The sequence below is a fragment of the Bacteroides sp. CACC 737 genome (genome assembly GCF_013874375.1).
Classification (GTDB): domain Bacteria; phylum Bacteroidota; class Bacteroidia; order Bacteroidales; family Bacteroidaceae; genus Bacteroides; species Bacteroides uniformis.
The window spans coordinates 2,942,152-2,960,298 of sequence record NZ_CP059408.1 but is presented as its reverse complement, the minus strand read 5'-3'; the positions used below and the strand labels follow the sequence as shown (position 1 = coordinate 2,960,298).

Annotated in this window: 8 protein-coding genes; 4 read left to right on the top strand and 4 right to left on the bottom strand. The window is 43.7% G+C overall.

What is annotated here, in order from left to right; genetic code table 11:
* Nucleotides 1–150: 150 nt before the first annotated feature.
* From H1A11_RS12700 to H1A11_RS12685, 4 genes are all read right to left on the bottom strand, one after another.
* Nucleotides 151–4,131, bottom strand: a complete 3,981-nt coding sequence (locus H1A11_RS12700) for a two-component regulator propeller domain-containing protein (RefSeq protein ID WP_370528670.1) — start codon at nucleotides 4,129–4,131, stop codon at nucleotides 151–153.
* 222 nt (nucleotides 4,132–4,353) lie between these two features.
* Nucleotides 4,354–5,598, bottom strand: coding sequence for a glycoside hydrolase family 76 protein (locus H1A11_RS12695; RefSeq protein WP_138344892.1), 1,245 nt, complete (start codon nucleotides 5,596–5,598; stop codon nucleotides 4,354–4,356).
* A gap of 8 nt (nucleotides 5,599–5,606) precedes the next feature.
* On the bottom strand, nucleotides 5,607–6,746 hold the full coding sequence (locus tag H1A11_RS12690) for an aldose epimerase family protein (protein ID WP_138344894.1): 1,140 nt from the start codon (nucleotides 6,744–6,746) through the stop codon (nucleotides 5,607–5,609).
* 129 nt (nucleotides 6,747–6,875) lie between these two features.
* Nucleotides 6,876–9,386 carry a glutaminase domain-containing protein gene (locus tag H1A11_RS12685; RefSeq protein ID WP_181757296.1) on the bottom strand — a complete coding sequence of 837 codons (2,511 nt, stop codon included), beginning with the start codon at nucleotides 9,384–9,386 and terminating at the stop codon, nucleotides 6,876–6,878.
* A gap of 525 nt (nucleotides 9,387–9,911) precedes the next feature.
* Here H1A11_RS12685 and H1A11_RS12680 point away from each other — a divergent pair.
* From H1A11_RS12680 to H1A11_RS12665, 4 genes are all read left to right on the top strand, one after another.
* Nucleotides 9,912–13,115 carry a TonB-dependent receptor gene (locus tag H1A11_RS12680; RefSeq protein WP_181757295.1) on the top strand — a complete coding sequence of 1,068 codons (3,204 nt, stop codon included), beginning with the start codon at nucleotides 9,912–9,914 and terminating at the stop codon, nucleotides 13,113–13,115.
* Nucleotides 13,116–13,122: 7 nt separating this feature from the next.
* A complete protein-coding gene (locus H1A11_RS12675) occupies nucleotides 13,123–14,988 on the top strand; it encodes a RagB/SusD family nutrient uptake outer membrane protein (protein WP_138344899.1) in 1,866 nt (621 codons plus the stop codon).
* A 24-nt stretch (nucleotides 14,989–15,012) separates the two neighbouring features.
* Complete coding sequence (locus tag H1A11_RS12670) at nucleotides 15,013–15,720, top strand: DUF3823 domain-containing protein (RefSeq protein WP_174647254.1); 708 nt, start codon at nucleotides 15,013–15,015, stop codon at nucleotides 15,718–15,720.
* A 170-nt stretch (nucleotides 15,721–15,890) separates the two neighbouring features.
* The gene (locus tag H1A11_RS12665; protein ID WP_181757294.1) at nucleotides 15,891–17,915 is read left to right on the top strand and encodes a beta-L-arabinofuranosidase domain-containing protein; all 2,025 of its coding nucleotides are present in this window, start codon (nucleotides 15,891–15,893) and stop codon (nucleotides 17,913–17,915) included.
* Nucleotides 17,916–18,147: the final 232 nt, after the last annotated feature.

The window sequence follows — 18,147 nt, the reverse complement described above, 5'->3', positions numbered from 1 at the left end:
ATTATTCAGGTGCTTACGATGAAAGCGAATTCAATCATTGTTGGTCCTTCGTCAATTTAGGTATGAAAATCATATCAAACTTTTGATTCTTAATTCTGTCATAAAGTCATAAAAATGTGGTTATTTTTTCCTTGATGTAACCTGTGATTACTATGATACCTCTTTATTATTCTGAAAATCTTTGGGAAGTACGCCAAACTTAGCTTTGAAGCATTTGGCGAAATAAGATGAGGAACAGAATCCTGTTTGCTCAAAGATTTCCGTTATGCGGTATCCTTCTTTTAACAACTCGGCGGCCCTATTCAACCTGCAATTCTTCAAATATTCGTTGGGAGACATACCTGTAAGAGCCTTAAGCTTCCTGTAGAAATTAGAACGGCTCATGTTCATTATCGCAGTCAAAGAATCTATTGAGAAGTTTTCGTCTGACAACTGGTTGCTAATGTTTTCTTTCAGCATTTTAAGAAATTCCATATCTTTATTGGAGAAGAAAGCTTCTGTTGGATGTAGATTATTTTCTATGTTAGCCAACGGTTGTATACGTTTCTGCAAGGAACGGCGTAGCCTCAGCAAGTTCCTTATTTGCATACATAATTGCAATATCGTGAACGGTTTTTCCACATACGCATCCGCTCCGTGGCAAAAGCCTTCGGTCTTCGACTCAGGCAATGTCTTTGCCGTAAGCAAGATGACGGGAATATGCGAATATTCTATGTTGTCCTTAACCCTCTGACATAATTCCAATCCATCCATGACAGGCATCATCACGTCGCTTACTATAATGTCCACATCGTGATTGTCTATTATTTTAAGAGCTTGTTCCCCGTTCTTTGCCTTCAGTATCTTAAACCACTTCTTCAAATTTGCCGATTCCATTTTCAGCAAGTCCGGATTGTCTTCAACCAGCAGGACTATGTGGTTCTGTTGCAGCAGTACGTCATCATCGGAAATAGCTTCTTTATCATTCATCATTGCAGAATCTGATAGGACTTCAAGCCTTTCATCTTCTGGTATCAGTTCGTTTTTGTATAAAGGCAGTGATAAAACAAATGTTGTTCCACCCTGCTCGTTGTCCTGCACATAGAGTTTCCCATGATGGTTTTCCGCCAACGTACGCGCATAAGCAAGCCCTATGCCTGTGCCGGGCTGGTGCTTTTCCCCTTTCGACTGATAGAAGACCTGAAATACCTTCTCTTTTTCTTGGTTGTCTATGCCCGGTCCGTCATCGGCAACATAGATATTGACATAATCGCCATCAACATTCGATGATAACACGACACTCTTTTCCGCATATTTCATGGCATTGCTAAGGAGATTTACCAGTATTTTCCTTATTTTATCCTTATCGACCCGTATTTCGTGCTGGAAATCTGCGCCCACATCGTTCTGTAGATTGATGTTCTTTATTTCCGCTATCCCTATAAACTGTTCATAAGTCACTTTGATAAGTGAACCTATATCGGTGGTTTCAAAATTAAGTTTCATTTCCCCCGATTCAATCTTCTGAAAATCGAGCAGCTCATTTGTCACCCCAATCAAATAGTTTACGTTCCTGCTCATTACTGAAAGATACTCTCTCTCCTTGCTGTTGACCGCAGAGTCTTTCATCAAGTTGTCCAGCGGAAGTTTAATCAACGTGAGCGGAGTCTTTATTTCGTGTATCAAGTTTATGAAGAAATTGATTTTGTTTTTGTACAATTCCCTTTCCTTCTCTTCCTTGAACCTTTCCATGCGCAAGTTGTACCTTTTCTTGAGGTGCCTGTCTCGCTTAATCAACAAATACGTCAGCATGGATATTGTCAAAATAGAATAAGCGCAATATGCCCATACTGATAAATACCAGGGTGGAGTAATGATGATTTGCAGCTTGGCAACCTTGTCGTTCCATACTTGGTCGTTATTCGAGCCTTTCACGTACAAGCAATACTTTCCGGGAGCGAGGTTGGTGTACGTTACGGAGTTGCTCTTCGTCTGATTCATCCACGATTTGTCCAGCCCCTCCATTTTATATGAAAACAAATTCTTTTCAGGCTCCACATAACTTAAAGATGCAAAATGCACAGTGAAGCTATTGTACGAATGTGGTATTCTTATTTTCCCAGACAAATATAAAGGTTTATCATTACCGATTATCTTTTCTTTTTCGGCATTTTCCTTGACTTTTAAGAAATTAATGTCAGTGATGTAAACAGGAGGAATAAATTTGTTTTGCTTGAAATTCAATGGATTAAACACGTTGAATCCATTGCTTCCACCAAACATCAAAGTTCCGTTTTTTGTGGTGTACGATGCACTTTCGCAGAAGAAATTCCTCTGCAATCCATCCAATGATGTGAAATGGGTATGATTTAAGCTGTCGTTCGTATTGAGACAACACAATTCAGAATTGGTGGAAAGCCACAACTTTCCTTCCATGTCCTGCTCCATGGAGTTCACCACTATATTTGAATGCAACCCATGTCCCCTGCCATATTCCCCGATAAAGCCATCCTTATCATAGTCAAACAAGCAAAGCCCGTTTCCGTTCGTACTTAATATGAGTTTACCTTCCTTGTCCTCGAAGATTTTTATTACAGAATTATTAGGCAAGGAATAAGGATTTTCCGGATTATGTTTGTAGTATCTCCATGTTTGGGTGTTAAGGTTGTGCCTGTACACTCCTCCGTTATCTGTGGCAAACCAGATATTATTTTTGCCATCCTCATATATATCGGCTATAGCCATCATAGCTCCCAAGATTGTTTCAGTCCTGAAGTTATCGTGTTTTTTGTCATAATAGCACACGCCCCAATTGGTGCCTATTATGATGTCTCCACCTTTAGTCCTTAATATCTTTTTTATATTATTGCTGGTGATGGTGTTTGGTGAGTTAAATGAACTAACGTAGTGCTTTGTTTTCCCAGTTGTAAGGTCCATAACAATCACTCCGTCCGACAATGTTCCTATCCACAATTCATTATTATTCCTGCATAGCGAGCGTATGTCATATTTCAGGTTCGTCCCTGAAGGGGATTCTTCCAGTAGATTTTTCTCTATGTCGTATTTGTACAATCCATTCTGCGAACCTACTAATATAGTGTTGTCCTCCATGCCTTGACAGAAAGCATTTACCATGTAGTTACCTGGTATGTTGTGATTGTAGAATCGCTTATTTCTAGGGCTTATGTGCATCACCCCCGAATGTTCTGTTAGCACCCATATCCCCCCCTCATTGTCTTTTACCAATTCGTTTATGTCCAGATTATAAATGCTCACTTTCTCTGAATATTCAAATTCAGAAATCGCCTCATCGTGGGGAGTGAATATATACAATCCTTTGTTTGTCCCTAACAGCAGTTCTTCGTTACCGAGCGGAATGATGCATTTTACAGACTTGAAGGTCGCATTTTCCAGTTTATGATGCACAATATCTCCCGATTGCGGATAAAACTCAAACAAGTCGTTTGTGTCGCCTCCTCCTATCCAGAGCGAATTTTTCCCTTTGCAGATGAACCTGTTCGTTAGCAAAGGAGTCTCAAGGTTCAGGCGATTTTCCGAGAAATTGTAAGCGTCTGCAAGCTTACCGTTGAGGTCAAAGTGTAAGAACTGTTCCTGCAAGGTGGTCAAATATAAATCTTTCCCATCGGTATATACGTCCAAGATGAACGAGTAGTGTGAATTGTACTGTTCAAGCACATCACTGTCAACATTGTACACGAAATATCCCTGTCCCATTGTGGCGACAAGTATTTTATTGCTGTCCAATTGTACGATTTTACTTACCTCGCTGCTTATGGAAACGCTGTATCTGGTTATTTTGTCGAACTTCTCAAGGGTGCCGATTCTGTCATAAACGTATACCCCGTAGTCAGTGCCCATCCATATCCTGCCTAATTTGTCTTCAAAGAGGGAGTGTATAGAAACGTTTCCTAAGTTGTTATCCGAAATCTTCAGTGGAATGTTCCTTTTACCATCGAAACAGCACAAACCGTTTCTTGTACCTATCCACACGAAACCAAACTTGTCTTGCAAGAGGCACTTTGTCGAATTATGCGGCAGTCCGTCTTTGTCTTGATAAATATTTATTATGTAGTTCCTGTAATCCTGCGCATTCAGACTAGACACCACGCAACAAAACAAAAATATGACCATTAATACGTTTTCCGTTCGTCTTCCAATAGTGTTTGTATGGTATTTTATGTGCATAATACTAAGAATGTTTTTAAGGCACTGTCATTGTATTTTATTTATACCAGCAAAGTTATAAAAATATTCATTAAAAAACAGGTAAGATTGCAAATCTATTTTAAAGGATTTGCAATTTTACCTGTTTACTTCTACCTTATAAAAGTACCCTGTATTTCGCTATCGGCTTTATTTGCCGAACAGCAACATTAGTGCCGGAATGCCTGATGCAGAGTAACTGTCTATCGTATCGGTAGGGTTCACCTTCACATCATATTCCCCACCGCAGATGTTCCTTTGTTCATCCCTATTGTTCCATCCTATGTTTATGGTGTGTTTCAAGAATGGCAGGTATTGCGATTGCCCACAATCGTAAACCAGCATGGCCATGTATTGTGCGAATATTGCCGTGTAAATGCCCTGTTCTATCCCATTCTCAAAAGGAAGTATCCCTTTTGGGGCCGACATGGTCTTTATGGAATAGTTGGCAACGAGTATGGCGTTATCTAAATACGACTTCTCATCGGTGGCTTGATACAGAAGTACCGATGCTCCTATGAAAGTAGCTTGGTTGTAGATGTGTGCCTTCCAATTGGGCGAGTCGCTTGTGCCGTGCTTGCTATCAGCTACCCTTCCGGTTTTGGCATCCAGTAAATTTTCTGTTCCCCATGCGTATATTTCTTTGGCTTTCTCCAAATATTGTGCTTTGGTTTGGTAGAGAGGTCTCTTTACATCTGCCTTTGGCTCTTGCCTGTCATCTGGCACGCAGTTGTAAAGAGTCATGGCTGCCACTACCGTTGGAAAGTTTATGCACGCCATTTTCCCATCGCGCTCACTGTCGTTGGGCTTAGGGTTTCTTATAGGATGCCATTGCCAGAACATCCCGCTTCTCTTAGGGTCATAAGACCCTGTATCGCCAACCTTTTCGGAACCGTACCATACTCGGCTGAAACTGGCTTCCGATAAGTCAAGGTACTCTTTTTCGCCAAACAGTTGATATGCACGCGCCAAGGTTATTGTCCACCACTGTATGTCATCGTATATGAACCAGCCCGTATTCTCATTGTTGTCATGGAAGTCGAAACCGGCATAATGTTTCTTGTTGCCTTCGAAGATTCTGCGGTTCAATTTCAACAAGTTTTCTTTCCTTTTGCTGTTCTTGGTCTTGCAGGCAAGTTTGTATGCATTCATGGCCATGTCCCAATAGATAGGCTGGCACCAGATGGCTGCCGCTCCGTTCCACCGGTCTTTGGCTTCAGAGTATGATGTGTTGGTCTTATATATGTATTTATTTTCATCAAGCAGACACTGGTTAAAGCCATCGTAAGCCTGCCATATTTCTTTTATCGCTTTGTCTTCCTGGCAAGAAGAAAAAGCAAACGTATAAATGCCCGCTATAAAGCCCAGTAAAATTAGCCTCTTTCCTTTTTTCATGTCAAATGTTATTTGTTCACTGAGAATTTGAATATCGTGTTGCTGTTGTATTTTTCTCCCGGGCGTAAGATGCACGACGGCCATTCGGGTTTGTTTGGAGTATCTGGATATTTTTGTGTTTCAAGACATACGGCAGCACGGCAGTTATACTTAATCCCTTTCTTGCCGATTTGTGTTCCGTCCAGGAAATTGCCCGTGTAAACTTGTATTCCAGGTTCATTGGTAAACACCTCCAGTTTTATTCCACTTTCTGTAGATTCCAGTGATGCGCACGCCGTGTTCAAATTGCCCTCGGTGTCAAGTATCCAGTTATGGTCTATCCCGTGTCCGTTCTTCAGTTGTTCGCACTCCTCGATCAGCTTGTCGCCCAGCCTTACTGGTTTTCTGAAGTCGAAGGGTGTTCCCTCCACAGGCAAAATTTCTCCAGTCGTCATAAATGTGCTGTCTATAGGAGTGTAGTTACTGGCGTTTACCATCATCAGATAGTCACTGTTACCCTTCTCCGGTTTTCCGTCAAGATTGAAGTAAGAGTGGTTTGTCATGTTTATGATAGTAGGCTTGTCAGTCTCGGCTTCGTAATTTATGTTTATGGCGTTGTCGTTCGTCAGAGTCATTGATACGGTACATGTCACGTTTCCCGGAAATCCCTCTTCCATGTCTTTCGCGAGATATGAGAGTTTGATTTCATTGTCCGAAACCTTCATGACATCATATATCACGTATTGGAAGCCTTTAAATCCGCCATGCAGACAGTGACCGTAGTTGTTTTGTGGCAACTGGTATTTCACTCCGTCCAAAGAAAACTGTCCGTTACCGATTCTGTTGGCATACCTGCCTATGCTTGCTCCAAAATCAGAGGGATAATCTATGTAATCTTTTATGGATTCAAATCCCAAAACTACATCGCGCATATTTCCGTCCTTGTCCGGAACCATTATAGAAACGATACGTCCACCAAAGTTGGTGACACATACTTCCATGTCGTTTTTATTTTTGAGTGTGTATAACCCTGTATTTTTACCATCCACTACGGCTTTGAAGTTTTCGGGTTGCAGTCCCGAAGCCGTCATTTGTAATTCTTCCTTTTTGTTGCCTGTGCAAGCCATTAATGCCCCCAAAACGAACACGGATAATACTGATGATTTCATAATGATAAGAGTTTGAAAATTAGATACAGCACTTTGGCTAGAAGTTTGAAGTCCAGCCAGAGTGCCGTAAATGATGCGTTAATTATTGTTATCCTGTGAATCTTTTTATCTCAAATATACTAATTTCTTTTACTTATTTTCAAGCATCTTGTCCATCAAAACCTTCATCCAATATCCTCCTATTACCGAACGTGCACGGAAGCCAACCCACAATCCGCCTTCGGTGTGGTGCCAATCGCTGATAGGCACTCGTGTAGCGGTTTCGTCAATATATTTATAGATAGGATTTGAGAATTTCTGGAAAGTGTCCATGTCTGAAGCCATGGCGGCGGTCCACATTACCCAGTCGGACTTTGTGTATTCCTTGCGGCTGTCCAGTGGAAGGCCGAATTCGTTCTGTTTGGTCAGGTAATAGTTTATTTCTTTTTCTATCACATTGTTAGGAAATAATTTAAGTCCCCACATCTTGTCCCATACCATATTGTATTTCTGGCTCCAAGTATCCTTGCGGTCGAAAGCAAGGCGATAGTGGTCGCCCTCTCGGGCCATTTCCTCCCATTTCACAGCCATCTTCTTAGCAATTTCGGCATATTCCTTGGCTACTTTGTTCATACTCAGCATCTTTGCCATTTCGCTATAAGCGGCCACTCCCATGATAGCTTTCACTGCAAGATTGGCGTTATGTGCCCAGTGTCCTGCAAAATCATCCGTGCAAAGTTGGTTCTCGGGGTCTTGTCCGTATTCCACCAAATAGTCAGTCCATATAGTAAGTAGGTCCCAATATTTTTTGGCATAGTTTGCATTGCCTTCAGCCTTTGCAATTGCAGCAGTAAGTATCACCATGTTTCCACTTTCCTCTATCGGCATATCACCTCCATAGACTTGTCCGTTGGCGATAGGATATGTACCAAGGTCGTGTGCGGCAAACGGTTTATTCCATCTTCCTGATGCACTGTATTCGAAAATACTAGTCATCATGGCCTTTTGCAGCTCGGGATTGTATGCCAGAAATAGCGGCGCCGACGGGTAAGTAAGGTCCACTGTGTTAATACATCCGTTACTGTTGTTTTCTTTAGAGAAAAACATCAAGTTTCCCTCCTTGTCGGTGAACAGCTTGTGTGCCGTTATGACCTGCCTGTAAGAGGCGGCACATATTTCGGCATATTTCTTGCCTCCCGCCTTCTCGGCATCGTTCATTATCATGGCATCGAAGTCTCGGCATCGTTCCATAACGTTGTTATAATTGTCTCTTGCGCGCTCAAAAGCATCGAAGATTGTAACTTTCCCGCCGTGCCTCCAGTATGCCATGTGGCGTTCGTACATATATTCTATGGAATAAACATCATCGTAACCCAGCATCATGAACCCGCTCTTTCCTTTGACAGATACATTGCCCAGATCATCACAGTATGCCATTGCCGGCATCTTGTCGGCTTTTCTGGTTATTACTTCCCCTTTCGACGGAAGTAGTTCTCCTTCCTTGGCAAACGAAGCTTTCATGGCATTGTAGTCGCCCAAGCTTACGTTGATGTTTGCATTACTGTTTCCGACCATGTACGCATATCCCCAGTCTATACATATCAGGTCTCCTTTCCTTTCTGTGACAGGTTGGTCAATGCTTCCTGCTTGAATGTAATTCATTCCGTTGTGCTTTATCACCTGTGCCTTGGTGGGCTGTGTCATTTCGTTTATGCTCAACTGTGGTGTGGTTTCTATGTACACTTGTACATCGTGTTCCTTCTTGTCAATGGACTTTGCCTGATATGATATGTAGTTGATAGGAGTAGAAATCAAATCCAAATCGTCAATCATCACCGGAGCAGTGAATACAATGTCAAGTTCTACCGGACCGCATGCAAACGTGTAATAAGTCTGTGTGGGCAATACATCTACCGATTTCTGCACTGCTAAGTTCTCGAAAGCTGCTGCATCGTCGGCTGGAGTGAAAATGCCGAAATCCACATAAGCCCCGCCCGTGGTGTTGTGACAGTGCGCTGCAATCACGTTCTTTCCGTTACGCAGTTTTTTCTTTGTCTCGCTTGTAAGTTCCAGCAGTACGTTGTTTTTCCAAGTATATCCGGTTGACACCAGCCTTTCACCGTTAAGGTAAAGCTCGAAAACATCATCGTGCGAATACTTTATATATATCGGAGCTTTTTCATCCACATCATTCAGTGTAAATTCGCGTCTCACCCAGATGTCTTCGGTTTCCCATTTGGTTCTTGCTACCGGTTGATCGTTTGTGCCGAATGCCCCTTTTCCTTTTTTCCATCCTGAAGCAGAGTAATCTATGTTCGTCCAATTTCCATCGGGCTGTTGGAATGTGTAGTCGCCTTCCCAAGCTTCGCTTCCGGCCATGGGCAGCAAAGCCTGCAAATTTTGTTTTCCCATAAAACGATATACCTTGCCATCTACGCGAACTGCCCCTATCAACGATTTTTCATCGTTGGTCCAGTGCTTGGTCACACCTTCGTTCAAGTTATCGTATGGCGACCATATAGAAAAATATGGGTCTGATGTAATTAATGGCACAGAAGGCAAACGCAAATCTGTCTTTTGTACAGGGGTAAACAAGTCAGTAGCATTAATCTGACAAAAAACCGTCAGCATTAGCATGGTTAATGTTGTACTTTTCTTCATAATTATCTTCTTTAAACTAATGACAATAAACTTAATTCTTATATACGCAATACCTATTTTCGTCAGGTTGATATGCCTGATTCCTCGACAATGCAAATGTAGCCATCGCACGACTCGCTCATAAATAAAGGTTAATCAAAAAAAAGTAATTTCTATTCAAAATGTGTTCATATATTCCTTGTAGATGTTTTTGTAGTGTATCTTAATTTGTCAATGCGTGCGCCAAAATCTATATAGCCGCGATTATTTATGTGAGTGTCGGCATTCATAGAAGAGTTATTATCACAAGAAAAGCCCTTCTTTGAAAATAACACAAAAAAAGAATACCAAAAAATAGCAAATCCTGTTCTATGAATGCCATAAATGAATCGGAGAACAGTTTATGTTGTTTATTGACCAATGACTTCCCTGTTTTTTCTGTCGTTTATTGTTGATTTGCAATACTACTAATAGAAGAAAGCAACTTTACAAGCGAAACTTTTGCTATATTTTGATAATATAACCTTATTAATTAAAAAATGTACTATGTCTAGAAAAGAGCATTTAGTTTATTTAGCAAGTAGTAGGAGAATGTGGAACATATCCTTATGTATGGCTGCATTTTCTTTTTTGCCAAGTACATTCGTTTATGCTACAGCGGACAATCCGTCTGAAGAAATTGTACTGGCAATGAATTTGGTCCAACAACAGCGCACCGTAAAGGGAGTCGTAGTGGATGTAAATGGAGAACCCATCATTGGGGCCAATGTCAAAGCTGTGGGGAGCACAACAGGAACAATTACCGATGTCAATGGAGAATTCTCACTGACCGTGGCAACCGATGCGACTCTTGAAATCTCGTTCATCGGGTACAAGGCCCAAAAAGTGACCGTTGGGGCTTCCAATAAGGTAACTGTGACATTGAAAGAAGACACGGAAGTACTGGACGAAGTTGTAATTACCGGTTTTGGTATGGCGCAGAAGAAAGCTACGCTGACCGGTGCAGTCTCTTCGGTACGTTCGGAGGACATTGCGCGATCTTCGGCCGTTACAGCAGGTGGTGCGTTGGTAGGTAAGATTGCTGGTGTGAATACACGCCAGCAAGATGGACGTCCCGGTGCCGAAACTGCTTTGCAGATTCGTAACATGGGTACTCCGCTCTTCGTGATTGATGGTGTCATCTCTGACTCAGGACAGTTCAGCCAGATGGACTTCAACGATATCGAGTCTGTTTCTGTACTGAAGGATGCATCGGCAGCTCTATACGGTGTACGTGCTGCCAATGGCGTGGTGGTGGTGACTACCAAGAAGGGGGTACGCAACTCGAAGAATACTGTTTCGGTGAACGCTTATTACGGTTGGCAGAAGAACTCCAAGTTCATCAGCCCTGCCGGTGTGAAGGACTATGTACATGCCTATACTACAGCAGAAACTTTTTCGGGACGTACCGGAGGCGACCGCCGTTATAACAAGGAAGAGTATGACAAATGGATGGCAGGTACGGAGCGTAACTACCAAGGATGGAATTGGAGCGATTATATCTGGGTATCTGCTCCGCAATATTATGTCAATACAAGCTTCTCGGGCGGTACGGATAAGGCAAATTACTATGTAGCCGTGTCTCACATCAACCAGGATGCCACCATCCGCAACTACGGTGGTTTCCGTCGTACCAATGCCCAGATGAACATTGAGATGAATGTAAACGAGCGCCTCAAAGTGGGTGCAAGCATGAACGGACGTATTGAAGACCGCCGTCATCCGGGAGTTCCTGGAGCTGATGATACTTGGTTGCCGCGTTTCGCTACGATGAAGAATCAGCCAACCAAACGTCCGTTTGCCAATGATAATCCTAACTATCCGCAAAAGGTATCAGACCAGGCCGAAACAAATTTTGCTATCTTGAATTACGAAACTACCGGTAAGGTTTCCGATGTATGGCGGGTGATTCAATTGAATGGTACAGCTGAGTATGAAATTTTGAAAGGGCTGAAGTTCAAGGGAATGTTGGGCTACTACTATGCTTATAATGAACTGGATAACCAGGAATATACTTATGAACTGTATGGTTACGACGAAAATAGTGATTCGTATTACGTGACTGACCGCATGGCTAACCCTTACCGTGAACGCAACCGCGAAAAAGTGGAAGATCAGTTCTCTAACTTTCAGTTGAACTTTGACCGCAAGTTTGGCGATCACTCCATTGTGGCCGTGGCAGGTTTCGAGGCCAGCCAGCGCAAGCGTCCCCGCATGTGGCTCCACTCTACGCCGGTTTCCAACAGTATGGATTTGATTCGCTTGAAGGAACTTGTAGAGTTCAATGATGATGGCGACCGCACGGAGGCCCGTATGGGATATTTGGGACGTATCAACTATAACTATGCCGACAGGTACTTGATAGAACTGATTGGCCGTTGGGACGGTTCGTGGAAATTCCGTCCGGGACATCGTTGGGGCTTCTTCCCCTCTGCCTCTTTGGGATGGCGTGTTTCGGAAGAAAACTTCTGGAAAGAGAGTAAAATAGGTAATATCGTTACCAACTTCAAGTTGCGCGGTTCGTATGGTGAAGTGGGTGATGATGCTGTGGCCGACTATTCTGCCTTCGATTTCTTGCCGGGTTATAACTATAACAGTGGCGGTGCTGTGCTTGATGGCAACTGGGTGGTAGGTACGTCTACTCGTGGCTTGCCTAACCAGACTTTGTCATGGATGACTTCCAAGATTCTGGACCTCGGTATCGACCTTGGTTTCTTTAACAATCGTCTGAACGTGCAGCTTGATTACTTCCGTCGTATTCGCGAAGGTATCTCCGAATCTCGTTACGATGTATTGATTCCGAGTGAAGTGGGCTTTGGCTTGCCGAAAGAAAATTTGCGTTCGGATATGCACCGTGGTTTCGATGCTTCAATCGGTTGGACCGACCATATCAACGATTTCAACTACAGTGTGGGAGCCAATGTCACTTATTCGCGCTTCTGGGATTGGGAACAGTATAAACCCCGTTTCAGCAATTCATGGGATGAATATCGCAACAGCATCTGGCATCGTGTGGGCTATGTGAACTGGGGATATGAGGCTGTGGGCCGCTTCAATAGCTGGGAAGAAATTGCTAACTATCCTATTGACAACGACCGCAAAGGTAACCGTACAGTAGTTCCGGGCGATATCAAGTACAAAGACCAGAATAATGACGGTGTTATCAACTATCTGGACGAACGTCCCATCGGTTATCGTGTAGACAGTACGCCAACCCTGAACTTCGGTATCAATTTAGCGGCTTCCTGGAAAGGTTTCGACCTTGCCATGGACTGGACCGGTTCGGGAATGACTTCGTGGCAGCAATGCTATGAGACGGCCCGTCCCTTCCAAAACGATGGTAATAGCCCCGATGAAGTGTTGAAAGATGCCTGGCATCTGTCCGACATCTGGGATGCCAACAGTGAATTGATTCCGGGCAAATATCCGATGCTCCGTCTGAATTCGGACGAAACCAGTGCTTACGACAAAAGTACCTTCTGGCTACACAATGTGCGCTATATCAAGCTCCGTAACCTGGAGTTCGGCTATACGCTACCCAAGAATTGGCTGGGACGTAGCGGTATCAGCAACCTGCGTGTGTTTGTTTCGGGTACCAATCTGCTGACCCTCTCCAATCTGTCGGTAATGGATCCGGAATGTGTTTCGGATAACGGTTTGGACTATCCGCCGATGAGAGTGATAAACCTTGGTGTTAATCTTAAATTTTAAGTAAGCAATGAAAAAAAGATATTTGTTTGCAGCCGCGGTTGCTGCAATGTTGTCAATGAGCAGTTGTAGCGGTTTCCTGGATACGAAGCCCGATACGTTGCTGACACAGGATCAGACTTTCGGTGACCCTGAACTGGTGAAATCGGTATTGGCCAACTTTTACGGTCGGGTGACCATCGGCCAGCGCATCGATGATTGGGATCAGTGGACTATGCTGGATGAGGTGATTCATTATGATACGAACGATGACCAGAATATCGATCGCAACAAGTGGCGCAATTATGATTATACGCTGGTGCACGACCTGAACCAGTTCTTGGAAGCTATCAAGCCCTCTGCCGCTGTGGATGAGGCGACCAAGACGGCTTACATGGGTGAAGTGCGCTACATCCGCGCATGGCTCTATTTCTGTATGGGACGTACTTTGGGCGGTGTGCCCATTGTAGGCGACCAGGTATTCGACTATACGCCCGGCATGGACATCACGACACTGCAAGTGCCCCGTTCTACGGAAGAGGCTCTTTATGACTATGTCATTTCAGAATGCCAGGAAGCAGCCCGGATGCTTACTAAGGATACCAATAGAAATTCTGCACGCGCCAACTATTGGGTAGCGAAGATGCTTGAGGCTCGTGCGGCGCTGACTGCAGCTTCACTTGCTACTTACAACACGGTAGAAGCACATCCTCAGTTGCGTACTGCTGGTGGTGAGGTCGGCATTCCGGCTTCGCGTGCCAAGGATTATTATGAAACAGCTTTGGCTGCTGCCAAGGAGGTGATTGAGAATGGTCCGTACACTCTGATGCGTGCCAAAGACAATACACCGCAGGCTTATGCCGACAACTTCTACAAGGCCGTGTGCCAGAAAGACGGCAATACGGAAGTTATCTGGACACGCGACTACGTGTCACCGGGACAAACTCACGGATTTACGAAAAACAATCTGCCCAAAAGCATTGAGCAGGATACCGGAAGCGACCGTCTCTCTGTACTTCTGAATTTGGTAGAGGCATTCGAACCGATAAACGCTCCCGAAGAACAGAGAGGAACGACCGTGCCGTTCGAAGTTGGTACACCGGATAATCCACGTTTCTTCGATGATCCCACTGAACTTTTCCTTGAACGAGATCCGCGTTTGATGGGCTCCATCATCGTACCGGGCAGTACTTTCGACAGCAAAGTGATTGAAATGCAAGCCGGACAGTTGAGGAAAGAGAATGGAAACTGGGTTGAACTGACAGGTGCACGCAATTCGCACGATGATAGCGGCAACCTGATTACAGCCAATAACGGTCCGTTCGGAGGAAACGAGCGCGAGATAAACCGTACAGGATTTTATGTACGCAAGTACTTGGATGCCACTCCGTCGGCAGGTACCATCGGTAGAGGATCAGCTATGTGGAATGTTTATTTCCGTATTGCCGAAGCTTATCTGATTGCTGCCGAAGCAAGCTGGGAGCTGTCGCGCAATAATAGTGACACGGAAGCATTGAAATACATCAATGAGGTTCGTTCACGTGCAGGTGTATTGCCTTTGACAATGATTGACCACGAACGAATCATGCACGAGTATCGTGTAGAGTTGGCCTTCGAAGGAGGTCGCTGGTGGAATCTGAAACGCTGGATGGAAGCAGACAAGATTTGGACTGGAAGCGAAGATACGCGTACATCAAAGCGTCTGGGCTTGTGGCCTTACCGTGTAGTGGCTCCGGGCGATGTGAATAATGGTAAATGGGCGTTCATTGAGAAAGACATGCAGAAATTGGATTTGTGGCGTCGTCCATTGAAATGTACCGATGTGCAGTACTATTCTGAAATAGACAATGGTTGGATAAACAACAATCCGAAGTTGGTGAAGAATCCCTATCAATAACTTTAAAAAGAAGAAACAAAGAACATGAAAACGATATCTAAAGTTTTTTCAGCTATTCTTTTGACGGCTTTGACTCTTACGAGCTGTATGAAGGATAATTATGATGAACCTACTTCTTTTATCAGAGGAAGAGTGGTTTATAAAGGCGAACCTTTGCAACTGTGCGGAAACGAGGCGGTGAGATTGCAACTGTACCAGCGTGGCTATGCGAAGCACGATCCGGTAGAAGTATTCGTCAACCAGAACGGTGAGTTCTCCGTATGTATTTTCGATGGTCAGTACCAACTGATTACCAAGGACGGAAACGGTCCTTGGAGCCCTGCCGGACGCGACACGATAGAAGTAAGCCTGCGCGGACATGCGGAAGTGGATGTGGAGGTGACTCCTTATTACTTGGTGGACAATGCGCAAATGAGTTTGGACGGCAACAAAGTGAATGCTTCGTTTACGGTGAACAAGATTGCAGGCACAGGCATTGACCGTGTGTTTGTTATGTTGGGCACTACCCAATTCTTGAGTGACGGCGAACACAATGTGGACCGTTACGATGAAATGGATAACATGGGCAGTTACGATGAAACTGGGAAAACATATACTTTTGCTACAAAAGATTATACGAATCATCAAATGTTTCAGACGGCTCTGAAAAGAGGGACTTTGTTCGGTCGTATCTGTATATGGCCTAAAGGTTCTGACCAAGGAATCTATTCCGAGGTATTCCGCTTGAAATAATTGTCTTGTCAGATAAAGATTGTTGAATAGGGGGGAAGAGGGTGCCGGTTTTGCCCTTTTTCCCCTTCTTTGGGTTCGTCTGGCATGAACGTATTCTGACAGATAATAAGTGTTATTAGTTGTGATAGCGACATAGAAAAATAGAGTTTTGTTTTTAATGAAAATAGTAAATGAATAAATCATATATCCTTGCATTGGTATTATGTGCGGCCTCTTGTTCTTCAGTAACATCCTATGATGAAGCCCAAATGCTCAATGTCATTCCCACAGAGAAAGTTAATATAAATTATGTCAGTAACCGTGCGCCGCTACAGCCCATGCGGTTCATCAAACTACCAGTCGGCAGCATTCGTCCCGAAGGTTGGGTACGAACCATGCTGGAATTACAACGCGATGGTCTGAACGGACATTTAGGCGAAATCAGTGCTTGGCTGCAGAAAGAAGACAATGCGTGGCTGAAGTCCGGTGGTAAATGGGGCTGGGAAGAAGTCCCTTATTGGCTGCGGGGATATGCCGAAGTGGCCTATTTGCTGGAAGATGAAAGAATGTTGAAGGAGGCGAAGACATGGATTGAAGCGATTCTGGGCAGCCAACGTGCAGACGGGAATTTTGGTCCCTATATCGAAGTGAACGGCTCTCAGGATTTTTGGTCAAATATGGTAGCATTATGGATTCTTCAATCTTATTATGAATACTCTTCGGACGAGCGAGTCATTGATTTCATGACCCGTTATTTCCACTATCAACTGAGCGTGCCGGATGAAAAGTTCTTGTCGTCTTATTGGGAAAACAGTCGTGGTGGTGATAATCTCTGGAGTGTAGTTTGGCTTTACAACCGTACTGGTGATAAAGACTTGCTGAAATTGGCAGAAAAGTTGCATCGAAATACGGCAGATTGGACAAAATCAACCGAACTCCCGAACTGGCATAATGTGAATGTTGCCCAGTGCTTTCGTGAACCGGCCACTTACTACCTGTTCAATGGTGAAAGGAAGTATTTGTCGGCAAGCTATAATGTACAGAGTTTAATTCGACGTACATTTGGACAGGTACCCGGTGGAATGTTCGGGGCAGATGAAAATGCCCGCATGGGGTTCTTTGACCCTCGTCAAGGAACTGAAACCTGTGGCTTTGCCGAGCAGATGGCTTCGGATGAAATTATGCTTTTGATTACCGGAGATACTTATTGGGCAGAGAATTGTGAAGATGTGGCTTTCAATAGTTTTCCGGCTGCATTTATGCCGGATATGAGGTCGCTTCGTTATATTACCTCACCAAACATGGTGATGAGCGATAGCGAAAATCATAAGCCCGGCATTGACAATGCCGGTCCATTTTTGGCCATGAATCCGTTCAGTAGCCGCTGCTGCCAGCACAATCATGGCTTCGCATGGCCCTATTACGTGGAACATTTGATGATGGCTACACCAGACAATGGAGTGGCAGCCGTCCTTTATAACAGTTGTGATGTAACGGTGAAAGTGAGTGATTGTGAAACGGTGCTCATTAAAGAGCGGACAGATTATCCGTTCGATTCTCACATCTCATTTACAATAGAGAGCAATAAAACGGTAGCTTTCCCCTTTTATATTCGTATACCAAGTTGGACGAAAGCTGCGGAAGTGAAAGTAAACGGAAAAAAAATAAATGCCGATTTTGCAGAAGGAGAATATTTACGGATTCAACGCGAGTGGGAAAACGGAGATTGTATAGAAGCGGACTTCCCGATGGAAATATCTTATAGAACATGGCAAGTAAATAAAAACAGTGTCAGTGTAGATTACGGTCCTTTGACTTTGTCGTTGAAAATAGGAGAAAAATATGTAAAAAAGAATAGTACGGAAACGGTTATTTGGGATTCCCAGTGGCAAGAAGGAGCGGATGTGGAAAAATGGCCTTCATACGAAATCTATCCGGAAACTCCGTGGAACTATGCCTTGCAAATCAATTCAGGGGTTATGTTGAAGGAACACAGAAAATTGGAACCGAAGGTTAATCCATTCACTTCAGAGAATGTGCCTCTGATTTTTCAAGCAAAAGGAAGAATCGTTCCAGATTGGTCGGTAGATGAATACAAACTTTGCGGTGTACTGCCGGATGAGTGGTCGGCAAGGTCGGAGCAGGTTGATGATATTGAACTTGTGCCGATGGGAGCTATGAGGTTGAGGATTTCTGCTTTCCCAACATGCAATTAGCAGCTAAAGATTTATGTCCCGGCTATTTACGGCTTTGAGAGGAGTGAAAACCTTGTTTTAATCTTCCCTCCTCTCTATTTCTTCTTCTTTTCTTTTTTACTGTTTTTAAGTATACGACACTTGGATGTCGTAACACTTAAAATATACTTTTTGTAACCTAAATAGCTAAGCGAGCCTTAATTTAACGTGAGTTCGATATAAGAATAAATATCTTTCACTTATAATTAGAAAC